The 19,349-nt window shown below is 69.3% G+C and carries 18 protein-coding genes and 3 pseudogenes; 7 read left to right on the forward strand and 14 right to left on the reverse strand.

All coding sequences use genetic code 11. The features are described from left to right. Nucleotides 1–146: 146 nt before the first annotated feature. Nucleotides 147–374: pseudogene (locus ACZ7M3_RS48645) on the reverse strand (hypothetical protein); the annotation flags it as partial. A 124-nt stretch (nucleotides 375–498) separates the two neighbouring features. Between ACZ7M3_RS48645 and ACZ7M3_RS48650 the strand changes: the two are divergent. After that, nucleotides 499–657, forward strand: a complete 159-nt coding sequence (locus tag ACZ7M3_RS48650) for a hypothetical protein (RefSeq protein WP_472072703.1) — start codon at nucleotides 499–501, stop codon at nucleotides 655–657. Between the two features lie 105 nt (nucleotides 658–762). Further along, entirely contained in the window at nucleotides 763–1,068 is a 306-nt protein-coding gene (locus ACZ7M3_RS48655; protein ID WP_472072669.1) for a hypothetical protein, read from the forward strand. On the opposite strand, the gene ACZ7M3_RS48660 is transcribed toward ACZ7M3_RS48655, so the two are convergent. The 13 genes from ACZ7M3_RS48660 to ACZ7M3_RS48720 all read right to left on the reverse strand — a co-directional run bounded on the left by ACZ7M3_RS48660 (nucleotide 1,065) and on the right by ACZ7M3_RS48720 (nucleotide 15,223). Then, the gene (locus tag ACZ7M3_RS48660; protein ID WP_472072671.1) at nucleotides 1,065–1,772 is read right to left on the reverse strand and encodes an LmeA family phospholipid-binding protein; all 708 of its coding nucleotides are present in this window, start codon (nucleotides 1,770–1,772) and stop codon (nucleotides 1,065–1,067) included. The two genes, ACZ7M3_RS48655 and ACZ7M3_RS48660, sit on opposite strands and share 4 nt — an antisense overlap. A gap of 457 nt (nucleotides 1,773–2,229) precedes the next feature. After that, entirely contained in the window at nucleotides 2,230–2,712 is a 483-nt protein-coding gene (locus ACZ7M3_RS48665; RefSeq protein ID WP_472072673.1) for a hypothetical protein, read from the reverse strand. Then, nucleotides 2,705–3,172, reverse strand: a complete 468-nt coding sequence (locus ACZ7M3_RS48670) for a transposase (protein ID WP_472072699.1) — start codon at nucleotides 3,170–3,172, stop codon at nucleotides 2,705–2,707. Before ACZ7M3_RS48670 ends, ACZ7M3_RS48665 begins: the two co-directional genes overlap by 8 nt. A gap of 224 nt (nucleotides 3,173–3,396) precedes the next feature. Then, nucleotides 3,397–4,107, reverse strand: a complete 711-nt coding sequence (locus ACZ7M3_RS48675; protein WP_472072675.1) for a hypothetical protein — start codon at nucleotides 4,105–4,107, stop codon at nucleotides 3,397–3,399. Further along, complete coding sequence (locus ACZ7M3_RS48680; protein WP_472072677.1) at nucleotides 4,104–5,711, reverse strand: serine/threonine-protein kinase; 1,608 nt, start codon at nucleotides 5,709–5,711, stop codon at nucleotides 4,104–4,106. The genes ACZ7M3_RS48675 and ACZ7M3_RS48680 overlap by 4 nt, the downstream gene beginning before the upstream one ends. 258 nt (nucleotides 5,712–5,969) lie before the next feature. Continuing rightward, the gene (locus ACZ7M3_RS48685) at nucleotides 5,970–8,450 is read right to left on the reverse strand and encodes an NACHT domain-containing protein (protein ID WP_472072679.1); all 2,481 of its coding nucleotides are present in this window, start codon (nucleotides 8,448–8,450) and stop codon (nucleotides 5,970–5,972) included. A gap of 912 nt (nucleotides 8,451–9,362) precedes the next feature. Next, nucleotides 9,363–10,034 carry a hypothetical protein gene (locus ACZ7M3_RS48690; protein WP_472072681.1) on the reverse strand — a complete coding sequence of 224 codons (672 nt, stop codon included), beginning with the start codon at nucleotides 10,032–10,034 and terminating at the stop codon, nucleotides 9,363–9,365. A 264-nt stretch (nucleotides 10,035–10,298) separates the two neighbouring features. Beyond that, nucleotides 10,299–10,991 (reverse strand): HNH endonuclease family protein, encoded by a 693-nt coding sequence (locus tag ACZ7M3_RS48695; protein ID WP_472072683.1) that lies wholly within the window; start codon nucleotides 10,989–10,991, stop codon nucleotides 10,299–10,301. A 103-nt stretch (nucleotides 10,992–11,094) separates the two neighbouring features. After that, complete coding sequence (locus ACZ7M3_RS48700) at nucleotides 11,095–11,727, reverse strand: DUF6417 family protein (RefSeq protein WP_472072685.1); 633 nt, start codon at nucleotides 11,725–11,727, stop codon at nucleotides 11,095–11,097. 255 nt (nucleotides 11,728–11,982) lie between these two features. After that, nucleotides 11,983–13,461: a UvrD-helicase domain-containing protein gene (locus ACZ7M3_RS48705; RefSeq protein WP_472072701.1), complete on the reverse strand. Its 1,479-nt coding sequence runs from the start codon at nucleotides 13,459–13,461 to the stop codon at nucleotides 11,983–11,985. Then, the gene (locus tag ACZ7M3_RS48710) at nucleotides 13,458–13,940 is read right to left on the reverse strand and encodes a hypothetical protein (protein WP_472072687.1); all 483 of its coding nucleotides are present in this window, start codon (nucleotides 13,938–13,940) and stop codon (nucleotides 13,458–13,460) included. The genes ACZ7M3_RS48705 and ACZ7M3_RS48710 overlap by 4 nt, the downstream gene beginning before the upstream one ends. Continuing rightward, on the reverse strand, nucleotides 13,937–14,803 hold the full coding sequence (locus ACZ7M3_RS48715; protein WP_472072689.1) for a DUF6083 domain-containing protein: 867 nt from the start codon (nucleotides 14,801–14,803) through the stop codon (nucleotides 13,937–13,939). The genes ACZ7M3_RS48710 and ACZ7M3_RS48715 overlap by 4 nt, the downstream gene beginning before the upstream one ends. Before the next feature lie 156 nt (nucleotides 14,804–14,959). Further along, nucleotides 14,960–15,223: a helix-turn-helix transcriptional regulator gene (locus tag ACZ7M3_RS48720; protein ID WP_472072691.1), complete on the reverse strand. Its 264-nt coding sequence runs from the start codon at nucleotides 15,221–15,223 to the stop codon at nucleotides 14,960–14,962. A 191-nt stretch (nucleotides 15,224–15,414) separates the two neighbouring features. On the opposite strand from ACZ7M3_RS48720, the gene ACZ7M3_RS48725 reads away from it, so the two are divergent. From ACZ7M3_RS48725 to ACZ7M3_RS48745, 5 genes and pseudogenes are all read left to right on the forward strand, one after another. Then, a complete protein-coding gene (locus ACZ7M3_RS48725) occupies nucleotides 15,415–16,455 on the forward strand; it encodes a hypothetical protein (RefSeq protein ID WP_472072693.1) in 1,041 nt (346 codons plus the stop codon). 253 nt (nucleotides 16,456–16,708) lie between these two features. Beyond that, nucleotides 16,709–17,329 carry a hypothetical protein gene (locus ACZ7M3_RS48730; protein ID WP_472072695.1) on the forward strand — a complete coding sequence of 207 codons (621 nt, stop codon included), beginning with the start codon at nucleotides 16,709–16,711 and terminating at the stop codon, nucleotides 17,327–17,329. Between the two features lie 592 nt (nucleotides 17,330–17,921). Further along, nucleotides 17,922–18,163: pseudogene (locus ACZ7M3_RS48735) on the forward strand (transposase); the annotation flags it as partial. A 53-nt stretch (nucleotides 18,164–18,216) separates the two neighbouring features. After that, nucleotides 18,217–18,645: pseudogene (locus ACZ7M3_RS48740) on the forward strand (transposase); the annotation flags it as partial. Nucleotides 18,646–18,903: 258 nt separating this feature from the next. After that, nucleotides 18,904–19,197, forward strand: coding sequence for a hypothetical protein (locus ACZ7M3_RS48745; protein ID WP_472072705.1), 294 nt, complete (start codon nucleotides 18,904–18,906; stop codon nucleotides 19,195–19,197). The last annotated feature ends 152 nt before the right edge of the window (nucleotides 19,198–19,349 follow it).

Raw genomic sequence — 19,349 nt, forward strand, 5'->3', positions numbered from 1 at the left:
GTGCACCGCAACAGCACGCGTATCACCCCTGCAACAACAGAAAGCGCAGGTCGCGTCAGGGCCTGGGACCTTACCGACGGCAGTCGGCGAAAACGTCCCCGGCGGCGGGACGTTGACACCGGCGTCCAGGCCTCAGCTCATGGTGATCAGCCGAGGCCGAGGGTGCTGAGGGCCGTGGTCCAGTCGGTGACGATGGCCTTCTGCGCGGCCGTCAGGGAGACCTTCCCGGCGCAGACCGCGGTGTGCAGTTTCGTCTCCACGGGGTCCTTGCGGTTGTTGACCCCACCGCCGGACTTGTGGCCGGGGTCCGGCGGCTCGACCCACAGATTGCGGGGATCGTTGGGATCTCCCCCGAGCTGCAGGCTGATCAAGTGACATCTGGGGTTGCAATTGAGTGCCGCTGACGTCGCTGGCGGCGTGCAAGGTACTGGCTCAGCGCCCCTGGCGCTGGCACTATCCAGCGCAGTTCGCCCGCGACGGTGACGCCGACGACGATGGATGCGCGGCCGCGGCGAAGAGATCGCCGCCCTGGACGGCGTCCTGCTGGCGATCGAGCGCATCCGCCACAGCGACGGCACCACCACGGCCGTCCGGGGTCCCGCGCCCCGCAAAAACGCCTTCAAGAAGACTTTGACGACGACACCCGAGGCGCCATGAACCGCAGCGTCGAGGCCCTTGCAAAGGCCGGGCAAACAGCGACACAAGCGAGCCGAGACCGCCGTCGAGAAAGCACTGCGCCACGCCCGCGCGTCGCAGCAGCCCGTGAGCGTCGCCTCCATCGCCCGGGCGGCGGGCGTATCCACCGACTTCATCAACCGACACCCCACCCTCCGCACCCAAGTCGAAGATCTCCGCCGAGCACGACGCAACGCCGCAGTCAGCGGTGCTCTTCACGATCCCGACACCGAAGCAGCGGCCAGCACCCTGGTTCGTCGGCTCACCCAGCAACTCGCCACCGAACGCCGCAAGCACCGCGAAGAACTTGCGCAGCTGCAAGCCGCCATCGCCGCAGCCCACGGCGAATTACTCAGCCTCCGACGCAAGCTGGAGACCCGGGAGTGGTCCTAGGAGGTGCCGAGTATGACCTGGTGTCCGGTCAGCTCGAGGTCGACGCCGCTGGGGGTGGTACGGGCTGTGGTGAATCCGGTGTTCTGGGGGAGGGCGACGCGCCAGGCGTAGGGGGTGGTGGCGATGTCGGGGGCGGCGACCTGGATTTCGTTGCCCTGGGCGAGAAGGGCCCCAGTGGTCTTCAGAGGGCGGCCGTCCCAGGTGCCGGTGATCTGGAGCCGAGTCTCCTGCCCGTGCGAGGCGCCTGGTGCCGGGGAGACGGTGAGGGCGCCGCCCTTGCCGAGCAGCCGGGTGATGACGCCGGACAGATCCTTGTAAGAGAGCGTCAGGTGTCCGGTGACCAGATTCGCCTCGGCACTACGGGCGGTGAACGAGGTCGCGGTCACGCCGCGCAGGTCGAGGCTGAGTTCTTGCACGTTGAGGTAGTCGCCCGCAGCGTTGGCACTCGTGTTGAGCGTGAAGCTCCCGGCGGTCACTGTGACGTGGTCGAAATCACGGCCGGCTGCCTGGGTCAGGAACGGGAAGCCGTGGATGTCGACGTTCGTGAAGCCATCGGTGGATCCCGAGCCGTAGCCGTACTTCTCCTGCACGAGACTGACCGCCTCCTGCTCGGCGTAGTGCACCGCGACCCGGTCCGCCGCGATGCCCACACCCGCCAGTATCACCGTGGTGATCGTGGTGACCTTGATCCAGCGCCGCTTCATTTCCCCGTACCCCCCTGTTCGCGCCAGACCCCCGCTGGACCCCGGCAACGCCGCCAGCTCGCGCCGACAGTCCAGCGGGCAGGCTACTCCGAGCAGCCGGAGCGTCATGGAATCGAGACCGAGGGGGTGCCTGGAGCGGCGTCGTCACAATCACGTTGGCTGAGCGGCGTGGGATGATCTCCATGTTGATCTTGCCGGGGAGGGTTCCGCTCCCCCGGCGCCGCTATTTCCGGCCTCACCGTCATCTCTGCCACCCAGCACCGCTTCGAGATGACCCTCCCGTGCCATGCTGAGGTGCCTCCCATGACCTCACGTCAGCGGCATGCCGCTGACGTTTGACAAGGTCAGACAGATCACGCTGTCGCTACAACGCCGGATAGCAAGTGGTCGTACTCGGCATCGCGCATGCTGCCGGTGTAGCCGTACAAGGCGGCGTTGAGCCGCTTCTCCTTGCCCGTCACGTACGCGGACGGACGCACACCGGAGGTGTAGCCACCCTTGCGGCAGATCGTCGACGCTTGAGGCCGTGGCGCGCGTCGAGGTCGTAGGGGGAGGCCAGCCGGAGCCTGCCCGGCGGGAGATCCTTGCTCTCCCGCCGTGTCACCTCCGCCCCCGCCTCGGTCACGGTGCGGTGGTAGTTCTGCAGCCACACCGTCCGCAGTGTCTGCACGGCGAGGAGCTGCCGCAGCCAGGCCGGTGCGTGTGGGGTGTGCAGTGCTTCCAGCAGTGTGATGCCGTCCCGGCCGTAGACCAGGGCCAACTCCTCGCGCTTGGGCTTGGTGGAAGGGAGCTGCCACGAGTCGATTCGCGGCCCGTACCGCTCGGCCCACTGCCGCAGGGGTACGGCGTCGGCGAGCCAGTCCGGTGCCGCGCAGGCCAATGTCTCCAACGCGGCCCGCAGGGTCTCCCCAGCCAGCTCCAGCCGGTTCAGATCACGCACCGCAGCCAGCACACGGGTCGAGTCGGTCCGCTGTTTCCCGGCCGCCTTCACCAGGGCCCCGGTCCTTCAACGCCGTCAGCAGCAGGTCCAGCGTCTTCTCCTCCAGGCCGTGCCCGACCAGACGCGTGCGGAACTCGGACAGCACCGAGGCGTCAAAGCCGGGATCGTCCAGCTCCGTGCCGAGGGCATACTTGAAGTCCATGCCGAACCGCACCCGATGCGCCGCCGCCCGGTCCGTGAGTTTCTCCGCGAACTGCAGAACCGTCACCAGCGCCAGCTGCCCCGGTGACCAGCCCGGCCGCCCCCGCACCCCGAACGCCTCGGCGAACTCGGCATCCGCGAACAGCTCGCCAAGCTCATCACGAACCCGCATCGCCAACGGATACGGCCCTCTTGCCGCCACTGCCCGCGCCACCCGCGCGGTCAACTCCGGAACCTGCGGCCACGACCGCGGCTGCATCGACACCTCACACCCCACCTGCGGTCGGGGACGGAAACGCGACCGCTGGACTGGACAACGAGTGGTCAGCCGACCGGGCTACGCAATAAGGGGTGCTTTTAACGATCGTGTCACCGGCCCCAATTGGGGGCCGGTGACACGATCGTTAAAAGCACCCCTATCTGGGAAACGCCCCGAACATGCCCACTGCGGTGGCCACTTCGGCCGAACTGGCCACCGCGAGGTCATCGGCAGTCGTAGGTCAGCCTCGTGACCGCCGTGTGCATCGACGGCGTGAGGACGCGGAGTTCCGCTCGGCCGGCGTGGTGGCCCTTGCCCTTGAAGGTCCAGTGGAGGCTGAGGGTGGCGTGACGTTGGCCGCGGGGCAGGCGTTCGCGCAGGACGTCCGAGGACGTGCCGTCGCTGCGGAACCAGCGGTAGGTGAACGTGCCCGGGCGGCCGTTCGTCGTGACCTGGGCAAGGATCTGCGCCGTCTCGCCGCAGCCCAGCTTTGCCGGGCGGGCGGTGACCGACACGTCGCGTACCTCCACCGAGGGGCCGAGCCGCTGCCACGCTAGGAAGGCTAGGACGCAGAGGAAGACCAGCGCCGGGAGCGCGTAGCGGCGCAGGCTGCTGCGTGGGCCGGGCGGGGGCGTGACGGGCAGCGTGCTGTGGATACGGTGGGCCGCCGCCGTGACACCGGGGCCGAAGCGCAGGACGGTGCCCTCCACGCGGTCCGGCACCGTCGCGGGGGACACCTGCCACCGCGGGCCTGTGAACCCCCCGACCGGCACCGTCACGGAGGGCTCCCCCTGCTCCGGCCCCGTCGCCGTGGCCCCCACCTGGTCCGGGCCCGTGAACCAGTGGCTGGCCAGCACCGTCGCGCTGTACTCGGCCTCGGTGGGGCGGAGTTTGGGGGTGGGCTCCTCGGGAGCCTGGTCTTCGGGGGTGGTCATTGCGGCACCGCCATACACACACGTAGCTGCGACTGCGCGGTCGCGCCGCCGTCAGCGGACGCTGGGTCGGTGGTCGCCTTCACGGTCCACCAGTAGCAGTAATCCATCTGGAAGGCGTGCTCGACGGTGACGGTGTAGCTGCTCGCGCCGCTGCGCTTGAATTTATCCGGCGGGCCGTCGGGCGTGAGCGGCCCGCCGGGCTCGCCGCTGGTGAACCACTCGACGGTGAGGGTCAGCGGCCCGGGGCCGTCCGTGGTGATCGTCAACGTCGCCGTGGCGGTCGTGGGGCTGGTCGTCTGGAGGTCTGCCGCGATGTCCTTGACGGCCGGCGGGGGGTCGACCGGCGGGGGATCGACGTCGGGGGTGGTCGGGGTCGTGGTCACCGGGGGCGGCGGATCGACCGGCGGAGGCGAGGTCGACGACGTGGCCGGATCGGTGGGTGACTCGGGGGCCGTTGGGGCGGTCGTGGTGGCCGACGGCGTGGGCGTCTCGCTCAACTCCGCGACGTGGTCGGCCCCGGGGCCCACGCTGCTCGTCGCCAGCGCCCGCGCCGCCTCGCGCGGGAAAACGGCCGGGGCCGACTGGACACCGTAGGCCAAAAGTACGCCCAGCAGCACCAGGGCCATCGACAGCACCAGTCCCGTCCGGCCCGGCAGCCACGGCCGCAGCCGACCTCCCGCGGAGGGCTGACGCAGCACCGTCAGGGCGAAGTCCGTCGTGGAGGCCAGGGACGTACGCCCCGACGGCAACAGCAGGGGCAGCAGCGCAACCAGCACAGCGAGCGCCTCGCGGCCGCGCTCCTCCCAGTCGGACCCGTACGCCGCCCCCGCCACCACCTCCAGCTCCCGCACGAACTCCTCGGCGTGTGCGGGCCGCTCCGCCGGGTTCTTCGCCAGGCCCCGCGCCACCAGACCCCGTACCGCCTCCGGCACCTGCTCCACCGGAATCGGCGCGTCCAGGTGCCGTAGTGCCAGCTCGGCGAAGTTCTCGCCCTGGTACGGCTTACGGCGGGTCAGGCACTCGAAGAAGGTGGCCGTGGCCGCGTACACATCGGCGGCGGGCGAGGCGGGCGCGCCGGTCCATTGTTCCGGCGCCATATAGGCCGGGGTCCCGGCGATGCCCGCGCTGACGCCGGAGTCCACCGCGATGCCGAAGTCGACGAGGCGGGAGGACCCGTCCGTGCCGACCAGGACGTTCTCCGGCTTGTAGTCGCGGTGGACGACACCGACCCGGTGCGCGTCGGCCAGCCCCAGCAGCGAGCCCTTGAGGACGGTGAGCGCCGCCTCCGGCACCAGCGGGCCCTGCCTGATCAGCAGGGTGCGCAGCGAGATGCCGTCGACCAGCTCCATCACGATCGCGGCCCCGCCGGGGCTCTCGACGTACTCATACAGGCCGACGACGTACGGACTCTCCAACCCGCCCAGCAGCCGCGCCTCCGAGCGGAACCCCTGCACGAAGCCCGGCTGGGTGCGCAAGGAGTCGCTGAGGTACTTCACCGCGACCGGAACCCCGGTCTCCACATGAACGGCGAGCACGACCCGTCCGCTCGCCCCCGAACCGAGTTCCAGCGACTCGGTATATCCCGGCACCGCCCAAGTGCTCATGTCCGTCCCCCCAAGGCCGCCGTGCCCCGGTACCTCACCCGCCCCGGAGCATCGAGCACGGGATGAGAGACACATTTTCGGGCATCACGGTTGCGGTAGGACAGGCCTTCGCGACCCTGACCCGCACGGAACTGGCCTTCGCGAACATGGGGTGTCTTTAACGATCGTGTCACCGGCCCCAATTGGGGCCGGTGACACGATCGTTAAAGACACCCCAATAAGCCAGCAGGATCGTCACCAGCCGCAAACGGACCTGTGTCAGTCCGCTGACTGCGTAGGGCGGGGGGGCACGGTTGTCGCCTCCGCAAGCGTGAGACGGCCGCCCTTCAGCTCAAGCTCCGATGGCTTCTGTGCGAGGTGTTCCCGAAGCATCCCGTGCCGGAATTCATAGGCCGAACCAGCCTGGCGCAGCACGTTGAGCCGGTGAGCGTCCTCGCAGAAGGTGATGAGGCGCCAGGGTACGTTTCCCCGCAAGGCGAGCCACCAGTGGGCAACGCGATATCGCCCCCAGGCCGACCGCGACAGCGTCCAGAGCGCGACCGTCACGATCAAGAGAGTGCCGAAGCCGAGGCTGCCCCGAGACAGTCGGAAGTAGGCAGGGACGAAGGAATACAGGACAGTGCCTGCCACCATGAGGCCGACAACTTGCAGAATCATGGTCCCTAGCGCCCGTCTGCTGGCCCCTGCGAGGGAGGAACGCGGCGTGGCGAAGGAGTCACTGGCGGGTGCCGAGGCTAGGAGTCCGTATACGAACACTACGAAAGCGGCTACCAGGAAGGCAGCGATCAGAAGAGGGATCTTGTCTGCGAAGTCGTGCCAGTCAATGAGTTTCGGGACATCCTCAGGCTTGGTCTCAAGGGGGGAACCATCCTGCGTTGTAAAGTCGATGCCCGGGATCAGGCAGGTATCGCTACCGCGGTCATGGGCCTGCTGTCTGCATTCCTCGGCGGTAAGTAAGTTCCCGTTAATGGTGTGCATCAAGAGCCACCCCAACGCAATGATGAAGCCGATGCTCGACGATCCGATCGCCATGTGCTTGCCGAACACGGCAACAAGCCTGCGGGCCCGCCTCAGCCGCCCCGGAATGCGGTCGATGCCTTGCCACATCTGGGAAGGGGCTGCGGGAGAGGCTGCGAACGACATACCGAAGGTGACAGCGACGAACAACGCTGCCATGGCTAGCAGCCCGACTAGCGGATCGACGCCGTGCTCCCGCACAGGCCACGCCGCGGGGGCCGCAGCGACGAACCAGAGCGCTCCCGCCATGGCTCCGAGCAGTACCTGGTGCAGGAGCTTGTCCAGTACGGACTCGTACAGTTGCCACCACTTCAGCTGGTTGCCGGGTGTGCGCCGCGCCAGCTGGTTGAGCCACCGCTCGGCCAAGGGCTGGGGCCAGGAGTAACGCGGCTGCCGTGCGCCGTCAGCACCTGCGGTGCGGGCGGCGCGGCGCCACCAGCCCCAGCGTCGGGTGCCGGCCGGACGCGGCGTGAAGGCCGCCAGGACGAGGTCGTCCAGCAGCATGTGCTCGACAGCCGCCGCGTCGGGGAACTCGCTCTCGCTCAAGAGCTCCTCCGGGTTTCGGCCTGGGAGCTCGAAATGCGTGCGCAACAGAGACACCAGCAGCGGGCTGCTCACTATCCGCGCCATACCCGAGCGCTCGGCGAGTGCGGGCAGCACTGTGTCCCACGGATTATCCCCGGCTTCAGGGCGCAGGTAGTTGGCAACGTGTTGGAGCGGCACAGGGCGCATGGACACGACTGACGCGCTGGTCAGCGAACCGCCATCGTCCACCGCGGCTTTGAACTCCGAGTCCGTGCAGGTGAGAACTAGCGGGTCACGGCTGTCATAGGCTTCAGCGATCTTTCGAAGAGCGAGTGACCGCTTGCTCTCCGCGATCTCCTCGAGCCCGTCGAGCACGGGCAGCAGATTGCGTCCTCCAGCCAGTTGACGGGCGGACACGATATCGGTGAGGGCTCCGGGGTAGTCCTCGGTGACCCTACGGGCGACCCAATTGCGCAACTCCTCGGCTTCCGGGTCCCAGGATGACAAGGAGAGCAGGACTGGCACGGGTGTTCCTGGGCGCGACTCCTCTAGAAGTGCTTCGACGAGCAGCATGGCGCAGGTCGTCTTGCCGGATCCGCTGGGACCGGTGATTACCAGACGCCCGCCCGGTGATGCGCCCAGGAGTTCAGCCGATGTAGTCGCCCTGCCGGTCCGTCCGGACAGAGGGCCGGACGTGGCGATCAGAGGCACCGGCAGGGGCGACGGATGGTACAAGTCGCGCGCGCGGATCTCTTCGTGCCATTGATTGCGCACTGCGTGGGCCAGTACACGCAGGGACGAAGCCAGCGGGTCGGCATCCCCCACATCGGTGGGGGCAACACCCTGGAGAGCCCGCTCCGTGCCGTGGGCCGGGCGTGAGCGCTGAGGTTGGGCGTCGTCGATCAGGGTTCTCCAGCGACCCTCGACATATGACTCGCCCGCCATCTCGGTCCACACCCGGACCACAGCCACCAGTTCTTCACTGCTGGACGGATCAGGCGTCGTCGCCTGGTCAAAGTCGTCATGGAGCCATTCGCAGATGCGTCTGTCCAGAGATGAGTCCCTGCCGCTGGCTGCACGGGCCACCGCCCGTCGCGAGTAGCGACGACCGTTCCGCTTTCGGGTTTCGGCCTCGGCCCTCTTCTCCAGTGCCCGCAGTGCGTCGTACAGCTCGCGAGCCTTCGCCGACTTCGGCATCTCATCCCTCCGCATCACCGCTGTGCCCGCCCCGGGCACAGCGGGCAGACGGCTGACCTGGAGCGTAGGAGAAGTTTGCCCGCAGCGCCCGGCCTTTCGGACACCGCGTGTGCCCGGCTTGCACCGTCTCCTTACTCGGCCGCTGGGGCCGTAGATCACCTTCGAGGGGAAGAGAATGGGAAAGAACAAGCCCGCCTTCCGTCAGCTGTGGCGAGCCGCGCTCTTTAGCCTGGTGCGAGGTGCTTGTTGGGCATCAGGCTCCGGGCTCGTCGCTGCTGGCATCGGGTGGTGGATGCAGCACTGATGGTCGTGTGGGTCCGGCCAAGGCCGGGCCCACACTCGCTGCACGCATCTCAACCGACCCCGGGGAGCCATGGAACAGCCACTGCAGCACGGCACCCCGTTCACCCGGACGAAGGGCATGATTGGCGAGAGCGTAACCGTTTGCGGCTGGTGACGATCCTGCTGGCTCATTCGCCCACGCGGCGAGGGAGAGGCCGAGGCTGGCAAGGTGGCTGAGGCGGGTGCGGTTGAGCGTGTGGCCGTTCCATCAGGTATCGACGTCCTACGAGCCGCCAGCCCCGCTGGGCTCGCAAAAGCCAGCAGGATCGGTGACAGGAGTCTTACCGGCACCCCGGTTTCCATGGGCGGGCAAGCCGACAGCCTCGTCACAAGACCGTGCGGCCTGGACGGTCGACGGGCAGCGCCGAGTGCCGTGGTGTCCCGCCGGCGGGCTGGGGTGGCGCGGTGAGGTCCGGCTGGAAGCCTCCTGAGGGCGCCGCGTCAGCCGGAGGAGTCCGGCGAACAGGCTACCCGCGAGCGGTGGCACGCTCTGGTCACCGCACGGCAGGCCGGTGCTCGCACGGGGCGGTGATGTGCCGACGCCGTACGTGGCGGCTGATGGGACTCCTCTCAGCTGAGACCGAGGGTGCTGAGGGCCGTGGTCCAGTCGGTGACGATGGCCTTCTGCGCGGCCGCCAGGGAGACTTTCCCGGCGCAGACCGCGGTGTGGAGTTTCGTCTCCACCGGGTCCTTCCGGTTGTTGACCCCGCCGCCCGCCTTGTGGCCCGGGTCCGCCGGCTCGACCCACAGATTCCGCGCGTCGTTCGGATCACCCCCGAGCTGCAGACTGATCAGATGGTCGTACTCGGCATCGCCCATGGGGCCCTTGTAGCCGTACGAGGCGGCGTTGAGCGCCTTCTCCTTGCCGGTGACGGAGGTGGAAGGCCGGATGCCGGAGGTGTAGCCGCCCTTGCGGCAGATCGTGGACTTCAGGTTCGCCTGCGTGACCGCCGGGGAGATCGCGCCCGGCGTGCACGCCGGATCCTCCAGCGGCTCCCCCTTCTCGTACCGGAAGTGGCAACTGCCCGCCGGAGGCTGCTTCTGGACGATGTATGTGGTCTGCGGACCGGCCCCAACGGCGATCTCCCGCTCGGAACCCCCACCCCGCGCGCCCGTACCCGATGAACTAGCCGACGTCCCGGCCGGGGACACAGTCGAGCCGCCGGATGAGACGGACGAGCAGCCCGCCAGGAACAACGCGACGAGCAGCACGGATGAGGCGGAGCGGTGGCTGGAATGCATGGTGGCTCCTCACGAGCAGGCAGCGGCTGGGCACATGCTGCCCCACGTGCGTACCACCACACCGAGCAGGGGCCCGCGCGAAGAAGCACAAGTTCTGACAGAACTCTCAAGATGGAGCTGCCGGCGGAAAAGGCCACGGGCGACTCCCCCGTCCCCATGGGCACGACCGTCCAGCTGAAGGCCATGAAGCCCTCCGCCGGGAGGCGGCCGCCAACGGCCCCGGCTGGCTCCCCCGCCATGCCGGGGCCTTGTGCTTCGCGCGTGCTACCGGGCGAGTGTGACGGTGATCGGAACGTCCGGGCAGCGGCTCAGATCCTCGGACAGCGCGGCTCCCTCCGTCGGGTCGACGGAGAGTTGGTAGCGGGTCTTGTCGGCGACCCAGTCGGTGACGTACTGGCAGCGGTAGCCCTCGTACGGGGGCAGCCACTCGCTCGGGTCCTTGTCGGCCTTGGAACGGTTGCTGGCCGCGGACACCGCGATCAGGGCGCGGGAGTCGTCGAGGTCGTTGGCGTAGGCCTCGCGTTCCTTCGCCGTCCAGGCGGAGGCGCCGCTGTCCCAGGCTTCGGCGAGCGGCACGAGGTGGTCGACGTCCAAGAGGCGGGCGTTGTCGAAGTACCGGTCGTCGTAGGGGCTGTACCAGGACCCGCCGGTGAGCGCGCACTTCGGCCCCTGCACAGGCGCCGTGACGGCCTCCTCGAGGAGGATCTCCGCGCGAGTGTTGCACCCGTCCTTGTCGGCATCGGTCCAGTGCTTGAACTTCGAGCGTTCGTAGCCGGCCCGGCTCTCGTCCTGCACGGGCAGCGCCTGCAGGGCGTCACGGACGGGCAGGGTAACGCTGTCGCCCGGAGCCGCCGGAGCGATCCGGCCGGCGTCGGCTGACGCTGTGGCGTGAGCGGCAGTGGGGGCGAGCAGGACCACGAGCACGGACAGTACGACTTGGGAGCGGGTAAGGCGCACAGAAGATCCCTTCGAAGATCACCGACAGTTAGTGATCTTCGTAGTGGGTCCGGCCCTGGCCCGTCCGGCGCTTCACCCCCGGCTCACCCCCACGAGCGGTAAGTCACGTCACGCCGCACACAACACCCGGCCATCCCGGCAACGCAGGATCCTCAGTTCCCGGCTGGTGGACGGCGCCGTACTCGCGCGCGAAACGGTTGGCCTCCGCGGCGGAGCCGGTCATCCGGTGCAGCCAGAACCCGTACGCCACCGACGTGATCTGCTCCTCCGTCAGATACAGCTGCCACCGTTTCATTCCGTGGTCGCACCACGCCGTCCGGACCTGATCGGCAAGCCCGGCGGCCGGCGGCACCCGGAGTTCAGCGGCGAGGCCGAGGAACACACGCAGCGCCGCCATCTGCGAGGGAATCAACTCGATCAGTTGCTGCCCCTCCCCCGGTCCGTTGGGCCCGGACGCGGGCTGGGGGCGGGTGCGGGCGTAGGCGAGGGTGTCGTGACCGTACGCGGTGAGCCGGGCGGCCCAGCGATCCGGCCGGCCCTCCAGCGCCGACAACTCCGCACGCTCCTCCCGGCCCGCCAGCTCCACCAGGCCCCGGCCAGCGAGAGTGTTCACGTTCTGCTGCTGAGGCGGGCGAAGCTCCGAATCCAGCACCCAGCCATGCAGGCCGTCCCCGGCCGCCTCCCCACGCTCGCGCAGCGCCTCCAGAACGGCAAGCGCCGTCTCCGTGCTCCTCATCCATCCCCCTGCGGCATACCGGCGATCGTGCAGGACGACCGTAGACGAGACGGCGCGGCCACGCGGGCCCCGGCATCGACGTCCGCGACTCGGGGTCGAGGAGTGTGAGGGGTCGGCGTTGGTCGCGGGCGGAGCCACGCCAGCCCACTTGGTCCGATCGAGGCGGATCACCGGCGGCAAGACTTACAGGGTCGGCTGGGGCTCGACGCCTCGAGCCGACGGTTCCGGATAGGTCGCCACAGGTGGCGTGGCATGTCACGTTCTCGCGGCAGCGAGAGGGTTGCCGTCGGGATGGTCGTGGATCCAAGACAGGCCTCCGATGTCCAGTCGCCGGCGCGTGCGGGTGACGGCGACGTAGGCGAGGCGTGCCTCGGCGTCGTCGATGGGACCAGGTAGCACACGACCGGTGTCGTCTTGCCTGTCACTGTCCTTGGGCGGAGTGAAGTCGTCGGCGATTTTCACGCAGGGCCATTCGCGGCCCTTGGCTTTGTGGGCGGTGGAGATAGTCACTTCGGCCTGCTGTTCCGGGGTGAGTTGGGCGAGGGCGGCCAGGATGGCGTCCGTGCCGTGGGTGTCGACCAGGTCGACGAGGGGCTGCAGGTCGCGGCCGGCCGGGTCGTGGGCGGCGTAGTCCTGCAGTTCGCCCCAGGCGGGGAACAGGACGAGTTCGGGATGGGTGGTGCGGCGGCCCTCTTTGAGGTCGCGGGCTGCCAGGGCGAGGGCGCGCAGGCTTTCGCCTCCCCCGACCAGCCCGACACGGTACCCGGCGGCCAGCTGGTCCATGGCCTGGGCCATGGTGCCGACGTTGGTGCGGCACAGCACCGCGTCGGGGCGTGGGACGGGGCCGAGTTCGGTGGGCTCGGTCTCGGTTCCGGTGAGGCGGATGGGGGCATCGGCGATGCGCAGCCAGCGGTTGGCTTCCTGGGCCAGGTGGGGGCCGAAGCGGAAGGACTGGGACAGGGTGAGCTGGGTGCCGTCGAAGCCGGTCATTACGTCTTTGGCGCCGCGCCAGTGGTAGATGGCCTGTGCGGAGTCGCCGACCATCACCAGTTGGGCGTGGTCGCGCTGGTTGAGGAAGATCTGTTCGACGACGGGGTTGGTGTCCTGGGCCTCGTCGAGCAGGAGGAAGTCGGTGTGGATTCTCGGCTGGGTGAGGGCCCAGATTTTCAGGTAGTGGTCGTGGTCGAAGCGGACCGCGCCGTCGTCGGGATGCTGCAGGTCGGCCCAGGCTTTGCGGGCGAACGGGATGATGTGGTCGGCGAGTTGGGTGTGCTGGTCGTTGTCTTCCAGGCCGCGCAGGCGGGGTACGTGGTGTGCGGTGATGGCGGGGTCGGCGGTATGGCAGAAGCGGGCCACCGTGCGCAGTATCGCGTTTGAGAGGGTCTTCTGGGACACCTCGCGCTCGCCGATGCGGACGGCTTTGGTGAGGCCGAGGGTGTGGCCGGTCTGCCAGGCGGGGCGGCGAGGGGCGTTCAGGCGGCTGGCGTAGCGGTGGCCGAGTGCGGCGTAGGCCAGGGCGTGGGCGGTCTTGCACAGGACGTTTGGGGGGAAGCGGGTGGTGGCGTCTTGGGCGATGGCCCGGTTGTAGGCGAGGTAGCGGCCGCGGCGCTTGGTGGCGCAGGCGAGCAGCGCCAGGGTGGTCGTCTTTCCGGTGCCCGCTCCGGCCTGCAGGGCCAGGTGGTCGCCGGCGTGGAAGGCGTCGGCCGCGGCGCGTTGCTCGTCGGTCGGGTTCAGCATGGTGCTGCTCCGGGGGTGCGGCTCAGGGCGTGCCCGACGGCCGTCAGGAGGCCGGGGGCGCTGGTGCGGGTGAGGAGGCGTTGTACGGCGTGATCGAGGAAGTCGGCTTCGTCGCTGGCGTGCTGGGCCAGGGCGCGGCTGAGGGCGAGGCGTACGAAGAGTTCCGGGGGCTGCCCCGCTTGGTCGGCGGCGTGGCGGATGGCGGTATGGAGGGCGGGTGGGAAGGTGAGGTTGAGCAGGATCTGGCCGTCTGCATCCGGGTAGTGGGTGGTGATCACGTCGGTGGGCAGCCGTGTGCCGAGGCGCTGGCGCAGGCGGTGCGCGGCCCTGCTGGGGGTTTTTACGGGTACGAGGGCCATCAGGCGGGTGGCGTCGTGGTTGGCCGCGAGCGGCAGCACGCGGGCGGCAGCGTGGAGTTCGGCTGGGGCGGGGGGCCGGGTGACGGTGATTTCCAGGGCGTGGTGGGGCATCGTCACGCCTGCCCTGGGCGACTGGTCGGGGTGTGCGGGAGACGGGTGCGGATCTGTGCGGCGTGCAGGAGGGGGTCGAAGACCTTCCATCCGGCCAGCGCGAGGTCGGCGGTGCCGGGGGCCGCTGCATGGGTGGGGCAGCGCTGGGTGCGCCAGCGCAGTTGTTCGGCATAGGGCAGGCGGCTGAGGTCGTAGATGGCCATCAGCCCAGCGGGCAGGGCGAGTTGGCCTCGCTGTGGGCTGGCGGGCAGGAGTGCCCAGTGGCCTGCGGGGGCGTGGGGGGTGAGCACGGGCTGGGGGCAGCGGCGGCGCTGGTGGGCCTGGGCCACACACCGGATCTCCTCGAGCGGCTGGTCGGCGAGGTAGCGGCCCAGTAGCAGCTGCACGACGGGCAGGGCGGGGCACCCGGCGTCGGCGGGCTGCGTACACGCGGGGGCGGGCGGGGTCTGCGGGGTGAAGGCGCCGGTGTCGATCAGGCGGCGGGAGCGCACGGCGAGTCGGCGGCGCACCGCCTCAATTTGTGGGCTGGTCCGGGCAGTTGTGGTGCGGTGGGGGCACAGCAGGGTGTGCGGGGTGCGGCACCATGCACTGCCGTCGCCGTGTGGGTGGGCGATGCCGCAGCTCAGGTGCCAGCGGCTGGAGACCGGGACGTGAGCGGCTGCCAGTTCGGCGGGGTGCAGGACGATGGGCCGCTGGTCGCTGCGCTGGTAGAAGTCGACGCGGTTGCCGCACAGGCGGCAGCGGCCGCTCTGGCCGGTGCGCAGCAGGCGGCTGGGGCTGGTGGCGGCCACCCGCAGCGGGCGGCTGGGGTGCGTGGTGCGGGGGCTGCCGTCCCAGTGGCGGCCGGTGGAGGCGGGGTTGGGGCGCATGCCGGGGACCGTGCCAGGCAGCGCGCCCTGATCGTGGTGCGGCGGCGGGTGTGTCCCACGAGTGGCCCAGCAGTATCAAACGCACGGACGGGCAGTCGCTTGGGTGTTTGAGGGCTGCTCGCCGGTTCGGGTGATTCGCGCGCGGCGCCCGGCGGGTCAGGAATCCTTCGCCCCGGGCGGGGTGTGGTCGTCGCAGAGGGTGGAGAGCAGCTGCTCGATGGGGACGTCGAAGGCGTGGGCGAGGGCGTGCCAGGTGGTGACGCTGCCGGTGGTGCGGCCGTGTTCGAGGTCGATGAGGGTGCGCCGGGCCAGGCCGCTGCGGCTGGCGAGTTCGTCGAAGGTCCATCCGCGCTCGTTCCTCAGTCGCGCGAGCGTTACGCGCAGCGCGGTGAGATCGGGGTCGGGCGGCAAGATCGTCACTCCACCATCCGACGGTGCAGGACCCTGCCCTGTCAGTGCAGACTTCTGCACTATCTGTGCAGGTGGGCGCTGCGGGTGCCGCCGATGTGCGAGTGCAGGAATCTGCACTACGGTGCGCGCGACTCCCGCTTGTGCCTGCCGGGACCACGCAGCGCCCCCGGGCGCACATTGAAGGGGAGGGCGACGGGCCCATGCGGCTTTCCCGTACGCACGCCGCGGTGCAGCGCATCTGGACGGTGGAACTGCGCCCGCAGACGGGCGGGCCGACCCTGGCCTGCCCCCGCTGCACCCCGCGCAGCCGCCAGCTGCAGGCAGCCTCCGCACGGTCGGCCGCCCTGACCCATCTGGCGCGCCACGCCCGCGCCGACGCGCTGCCCGGACACCTTCGCACCTGTCAGTGCCGGGCGCGGGGCTGCCACTGGCACCCCCGTCACCGCGGCTGCTCTGGGCCGGTGCTCCTGGCGCTGACCTGCGACCGCAGCGGCCGTGCGTGGCGGCTGGCGGATGCCTGCGCCGCGTGCGCCGCCGCCATGAGCCACACCGCCATCGTGCCCTCCACACTGCTGAGTGCCGACCGCCCGAAGTCCGCCTCCAGCGGGCGGGATCCCGGGCGCAGCGCGCGGCCGTACGGGCCGGACGAGCAGCGGCGTGTGCGGGAAATGCTCACCTATCTCGCCGCCGTGCTGCCGCGCTTCTCCTCCCCCGCCGCCCGGCTGCTGGCCCTGCAGTGCGCGCTCCGCGCCGACACCAACGCTTACGTCCGGCTGCCCGGAGGCCTGTTGCGCGGCATGCGCCTGTGCGGCCGCAGGGAGTTGTGGGAGGAACTGGAGCACGCCGGCTGGCTCCGCCGAACGGTCTGCAGGTACCCGCACGTGGAGGCACAGCTCCTTGATGCCGCAGTCTTCGCTCAGAGACCAGGACGTCGCGTGCGAGCCCGTGCCGCCCATTGGGCTCTGCGCCCCGCCCCGCTGGTTCTGCCGGGCGGGTGGGCCCCGGCCGTTCAACTGACCGCAGTGGTCCTGGCCACCTACACATCGGGTGCGGTCGGCAGTACCGACATGGAGGTGCTCGCACGTCTGTGTGGCCATTCGCCCCACCAGGCCGAGGAGCTCCTGGACCGGCTGGTGGCTTCGCGCTCGGTGGCTGCCTGGCACTACTGCCGGGATACCGATGAAGTCGCCTGGCGCCTGTCTCTCCAGGTCAGGGTAGGCCGCGCGGCGGTTCAGCAGTGACAGCACAACGGTCAGCAGCTGTGTCACATGCCCCGCGCCTGTCGGCTGCTCACCCTGCAAGGGAGAGTGAGGCATCACTCGACAGGAACATCCGGTTGCCCTCGTGCGTAGTATCTCTAAACTGCCGCATGCTGCGGCAGTTGTGTCCTGCAGGTGACCCGGTCATCTCAGACGCGATACCCACTTCCATCCGTTCGCGCACATGGCTCCTGCTTTCACCGCCGTGCCCGCGGACTGCAGAAAGGCCCATGCCATGCCTAAAAGCCAGACCCACTCCACAGAACTGACCTCGCAGTACGTCGCCCAGGTGACGGGCGATCTTGAGCGCAACACCAAGGAGCAGGAACGTATCGGTGTGGAGATCGAAGCCCTGCAGGAACAGTTGCGTGCCCTGCAGCACGACCACACCGTGCTGGTGAACATGCAGCAGGCACTCGGCAATGCAAGTCCCGCCGAGGCAGCCCCGGCAGCCGCACCGTCCGTGCCTCACCAGACCTCCGCGGAGCCCAAGCAGAGCAAGCCGAAGAAGGCGTCCGCCACCAGCGCGAAAAAGGCGGCGTCCAAGAAGCCCGCCGCCCAGGCCTCACCCGAGAAGGCATCCACGGCAGCGGCCAAGCCGACTCTCGTCGAGCTGATCCGAGGCCACCTGGAGCAGCAGAGCGAGCCGCGTTCCGCTGCCGAGATCACCACCGCGCTCACGCAGGCCCACCCCGACCGGAGCGTGAAGACCACGGTCGTGCGCACCACCCTCGAAGGACTGGTCGCCAAGAGCCACGCTCACCGCGCCAAGCAGGGCTCGTCGGTCTTCTACACCGCCGCGGCCGCCTCGGAGCCTGCTGCGGCCGAGCCGCAGCAGGAGGCAGCGGCCGGCTGAGCTTCCTCCAGCCGCTCAACGAGCTGCCATCTTGCCGCACCCCAGTGGCGCGCCCCGACCGGGAGATCAGCGCGAAGGGCGCAACCTGCGCGCGGCGGTGCGGGACTGAGACGGTGCCGAGCAGACCAGGTAGCGAATATTGCTGGGGTCCTGGCCCATGACTTCGGCGGCCGCGGTGCTGTTGTAGTCGAGCAGGCAGCGTCGTACTGCAGGGCTGGGCAGTCTCTGAGCGGCGGCGGAACGGGGCGCTGAGTGCGGATGTAGGCGCTCAGCAGCGTCCATGTCCGGCCGACGGGGTTGCGATGGCTGACGACGTGGGGCTATCTGACAGCCAGTTCGCCCAGTGCGCAGCGCACCACGCGGTGCGCGTCCTTCTCGGGCAAACGAGCGCTCGCGTAGTCCAGGGCAATCCCGGTGCAGGACGCAGAACGCCTCGAAAGCAGGAGGCAGAGCAGCCTGAGCATGGCCGGGGGCCGCGGCGTGTGCTGGCTTTCGCTGCACGGGTGTGGGCCCGGGGTGCAGGACGTGGCGTGGCTGCACGGAGGGGTGTCGTGTCATCCGAAGGCCTCGGCGAGCAGGCTGGAAGGAGGAGCGCGAGCATCACGACTTCGAAGTGATCACCATCATGCCAGCTTGGGCATCGTCCGCAGCGCCGAGTTCCTAGAAGCCACCGGCGGTGACATGACTGTCTTCGGCGCTGCTGACCGCCGGGCCGGCTTCAGCGTCGCACCGGTCCCACGCGACTCCGGCCGGATCAGCGGCAACCTCCGACGCCCTCAGCGATACAGCCGCAGACTCCAACGGGTCTTCTACATCTCCGCGTCGTTCAGCATCTTCAAGTGCGAGGGTTTTACCGCACGCGCGCCACGGGATCGCGTCGTGAGTTCGCTGGCCTCTGGCCCCGACTGCATGCAGCCCTGCTCACCGAACTGCGGGCGGCTGGTCTGCTGGGGATGGACGACTGTGCCATCGACGGTTCGCATGTCCGCGCCCTCAAAGGGGGTTTCACACCGGGCCGTCCCGGTCGACCGGGCCCGCCCGGGCAGCAAGCATCATCTGATCATCGACCGGCACGGCACCCCGCTCGCAGTGTCGTTGACCGGCGGGAACCGGCATGATGTCACCCAGCTCATCCAGCTGCTCGATGTCATTCCCCGCATCTGGGGCCTGCGCGGACGCCCCCGACATCGTCCCCGCCGACTTTCGTCGACCGCGGCTACGACTTCGACAAATACCGCAGGCTTCCTCGCGGCCGAGGCATCACATCGAGGATCGCCCGACGAGGTGCCCCGCACGGCTCCGGACTGGGCAAGAAGCTCACCCCTCGCACGGCCGACCGGCTGTTCGGCACACTGGCGCGGCTGGCGGATGCGGCCTACGACGACGCCGAACTCAAGAGACGGCCCGTCACCGAGGACGACTACGGCACGTGGGGGGCTTCTCCCGCCTGCCGCGCGTCGCCCGGCACCAGAGTCTGCGGTGGCGGCGCGCTGGCCCGCGCCTGCGACGACCTGGCAGGCAACATCGCACGTGGCAGCTGGCCGCAACCCACGTGCGCCGCCGAGGAGACGGTCTTGCACCTCGCTCTCGACGACGCAGCTGAGGATGCGGAGTCCGACGAGGACAGCCCGTCACACACGGCGCTGCCCACGCATCGCGACGACTACGATTTCGACGCCTGCTCAGAGTTCTTCTTCCAGGACCACTATATGCTGTGGCTGTACGACGACCGCTACAGCGATGCCCCGGATACGTCCGAGGGCGCACAGAACTCCCGGCCCGTCCCAGCTGCTTTGCAGCCGGACCACTGGTTCGAGGACTTCCTCAGCGTGCCCCCGCGCTCCCCCGAGCGCGGATTCCGCCGCTGAGGTCCGCCTCGCCGTTCGTAAGCCGCTTGCAGACTCCGCATGACACCCTCGCACGTCCTAATACTCCAACTGTAGATCGTGATCTTCATGTCTGGGATGCGGCTTGTCGCCGGTAATGGCTGGTGCGGGACTGGGCTTGATGGCGGCGTCGC

It is taken from the genome of Streptomyces sp. NPDC111656, from assembly GCF_055656965.1.

Bases quoted from the DNA above. Each gene is read 5' to 3' on its own strand.
- ACZ7M3_RS48685 (WP_472072679.1), bottom strand. From the start codon at position 8,450: ATGCCGAAGTCGGCGAAGGCTCGCGAGCTGTACGACGCACTGCGGGCA.
- ACZ7M3_RS48660 (WP_472072671.1), bottom strand. From the start codon at position 1,772: ATGAAGCGGCGCTGGATCAAGGTCACCACGATCACCACGGTGATACTG.
- ACZ7M3_RS48690 (WP_472072681.1), bottom strand. From the start codon at position 10,034: ATGCATTCCAGCCACCGCTCCGCCTCATCCGTGCTGCTCGTCGCGTTG.
- ACZ7M3_RS48730 (WP_472072695.1), top strand. From the start codon at position 16,709: ATGCCTAAAAGCCAGACCCACTCCACAGAACTGACCTCGCAGTACGTC.
- ACZ7M3_RS48670 (WP_472072699.1), bottom strand. From the start codon at position 3,172: ATGCAGCCGCGGTCGTGGCCGCAGGTTCCGGAGTTGACCGCGCGGGTG.
- ACZ7M3_RS48675 (WP_472072675.1), bottom strand. From the start codon at position 4,107: ATGACCACCCCCGAAGACCAGGCTCCCGAGGAGCCCACCCCCAAACTC.
- ACZ7M3_RS48715 (WP_472072689.1), bottom strand. From the start codon at position 14,803: ATGCGCCCCAACCCCGCCTCCACCGGCCGCCACTGGGACGGCAGCCCC.
- ACZ7M3_RS48700 (WP_472072685.1), bottom strand. From the start codon at position 11,727: ATGAGGAGCACGGAGACGGCGCTTGCCGTTCTGGAGGCGCTGCGCGAG.
- ACZ7M3_RS48680 (WP_472072677.1), bottom strand. From the start codon at position 5,711: ATGAGCACTTGGGCGGTGCCGGGATATACCGAGTCGCTGGAACTCGGT.
- ACZ7M3_RS48725 (WP_472072693.1), top strand. From the start codon at position 15,415: ATGCGGCTTTCCCGTACGCACGCCGCGGTGCAGCGCATCTGGACGGTG.
- ACZ7M3_RS48650 (WP_472072703.1), top strand. From the start codon at position 499: ATGCGCGGCCGCGGCGAAGAGATCGCCGCCCTGGACGGCGTCCTGCTG.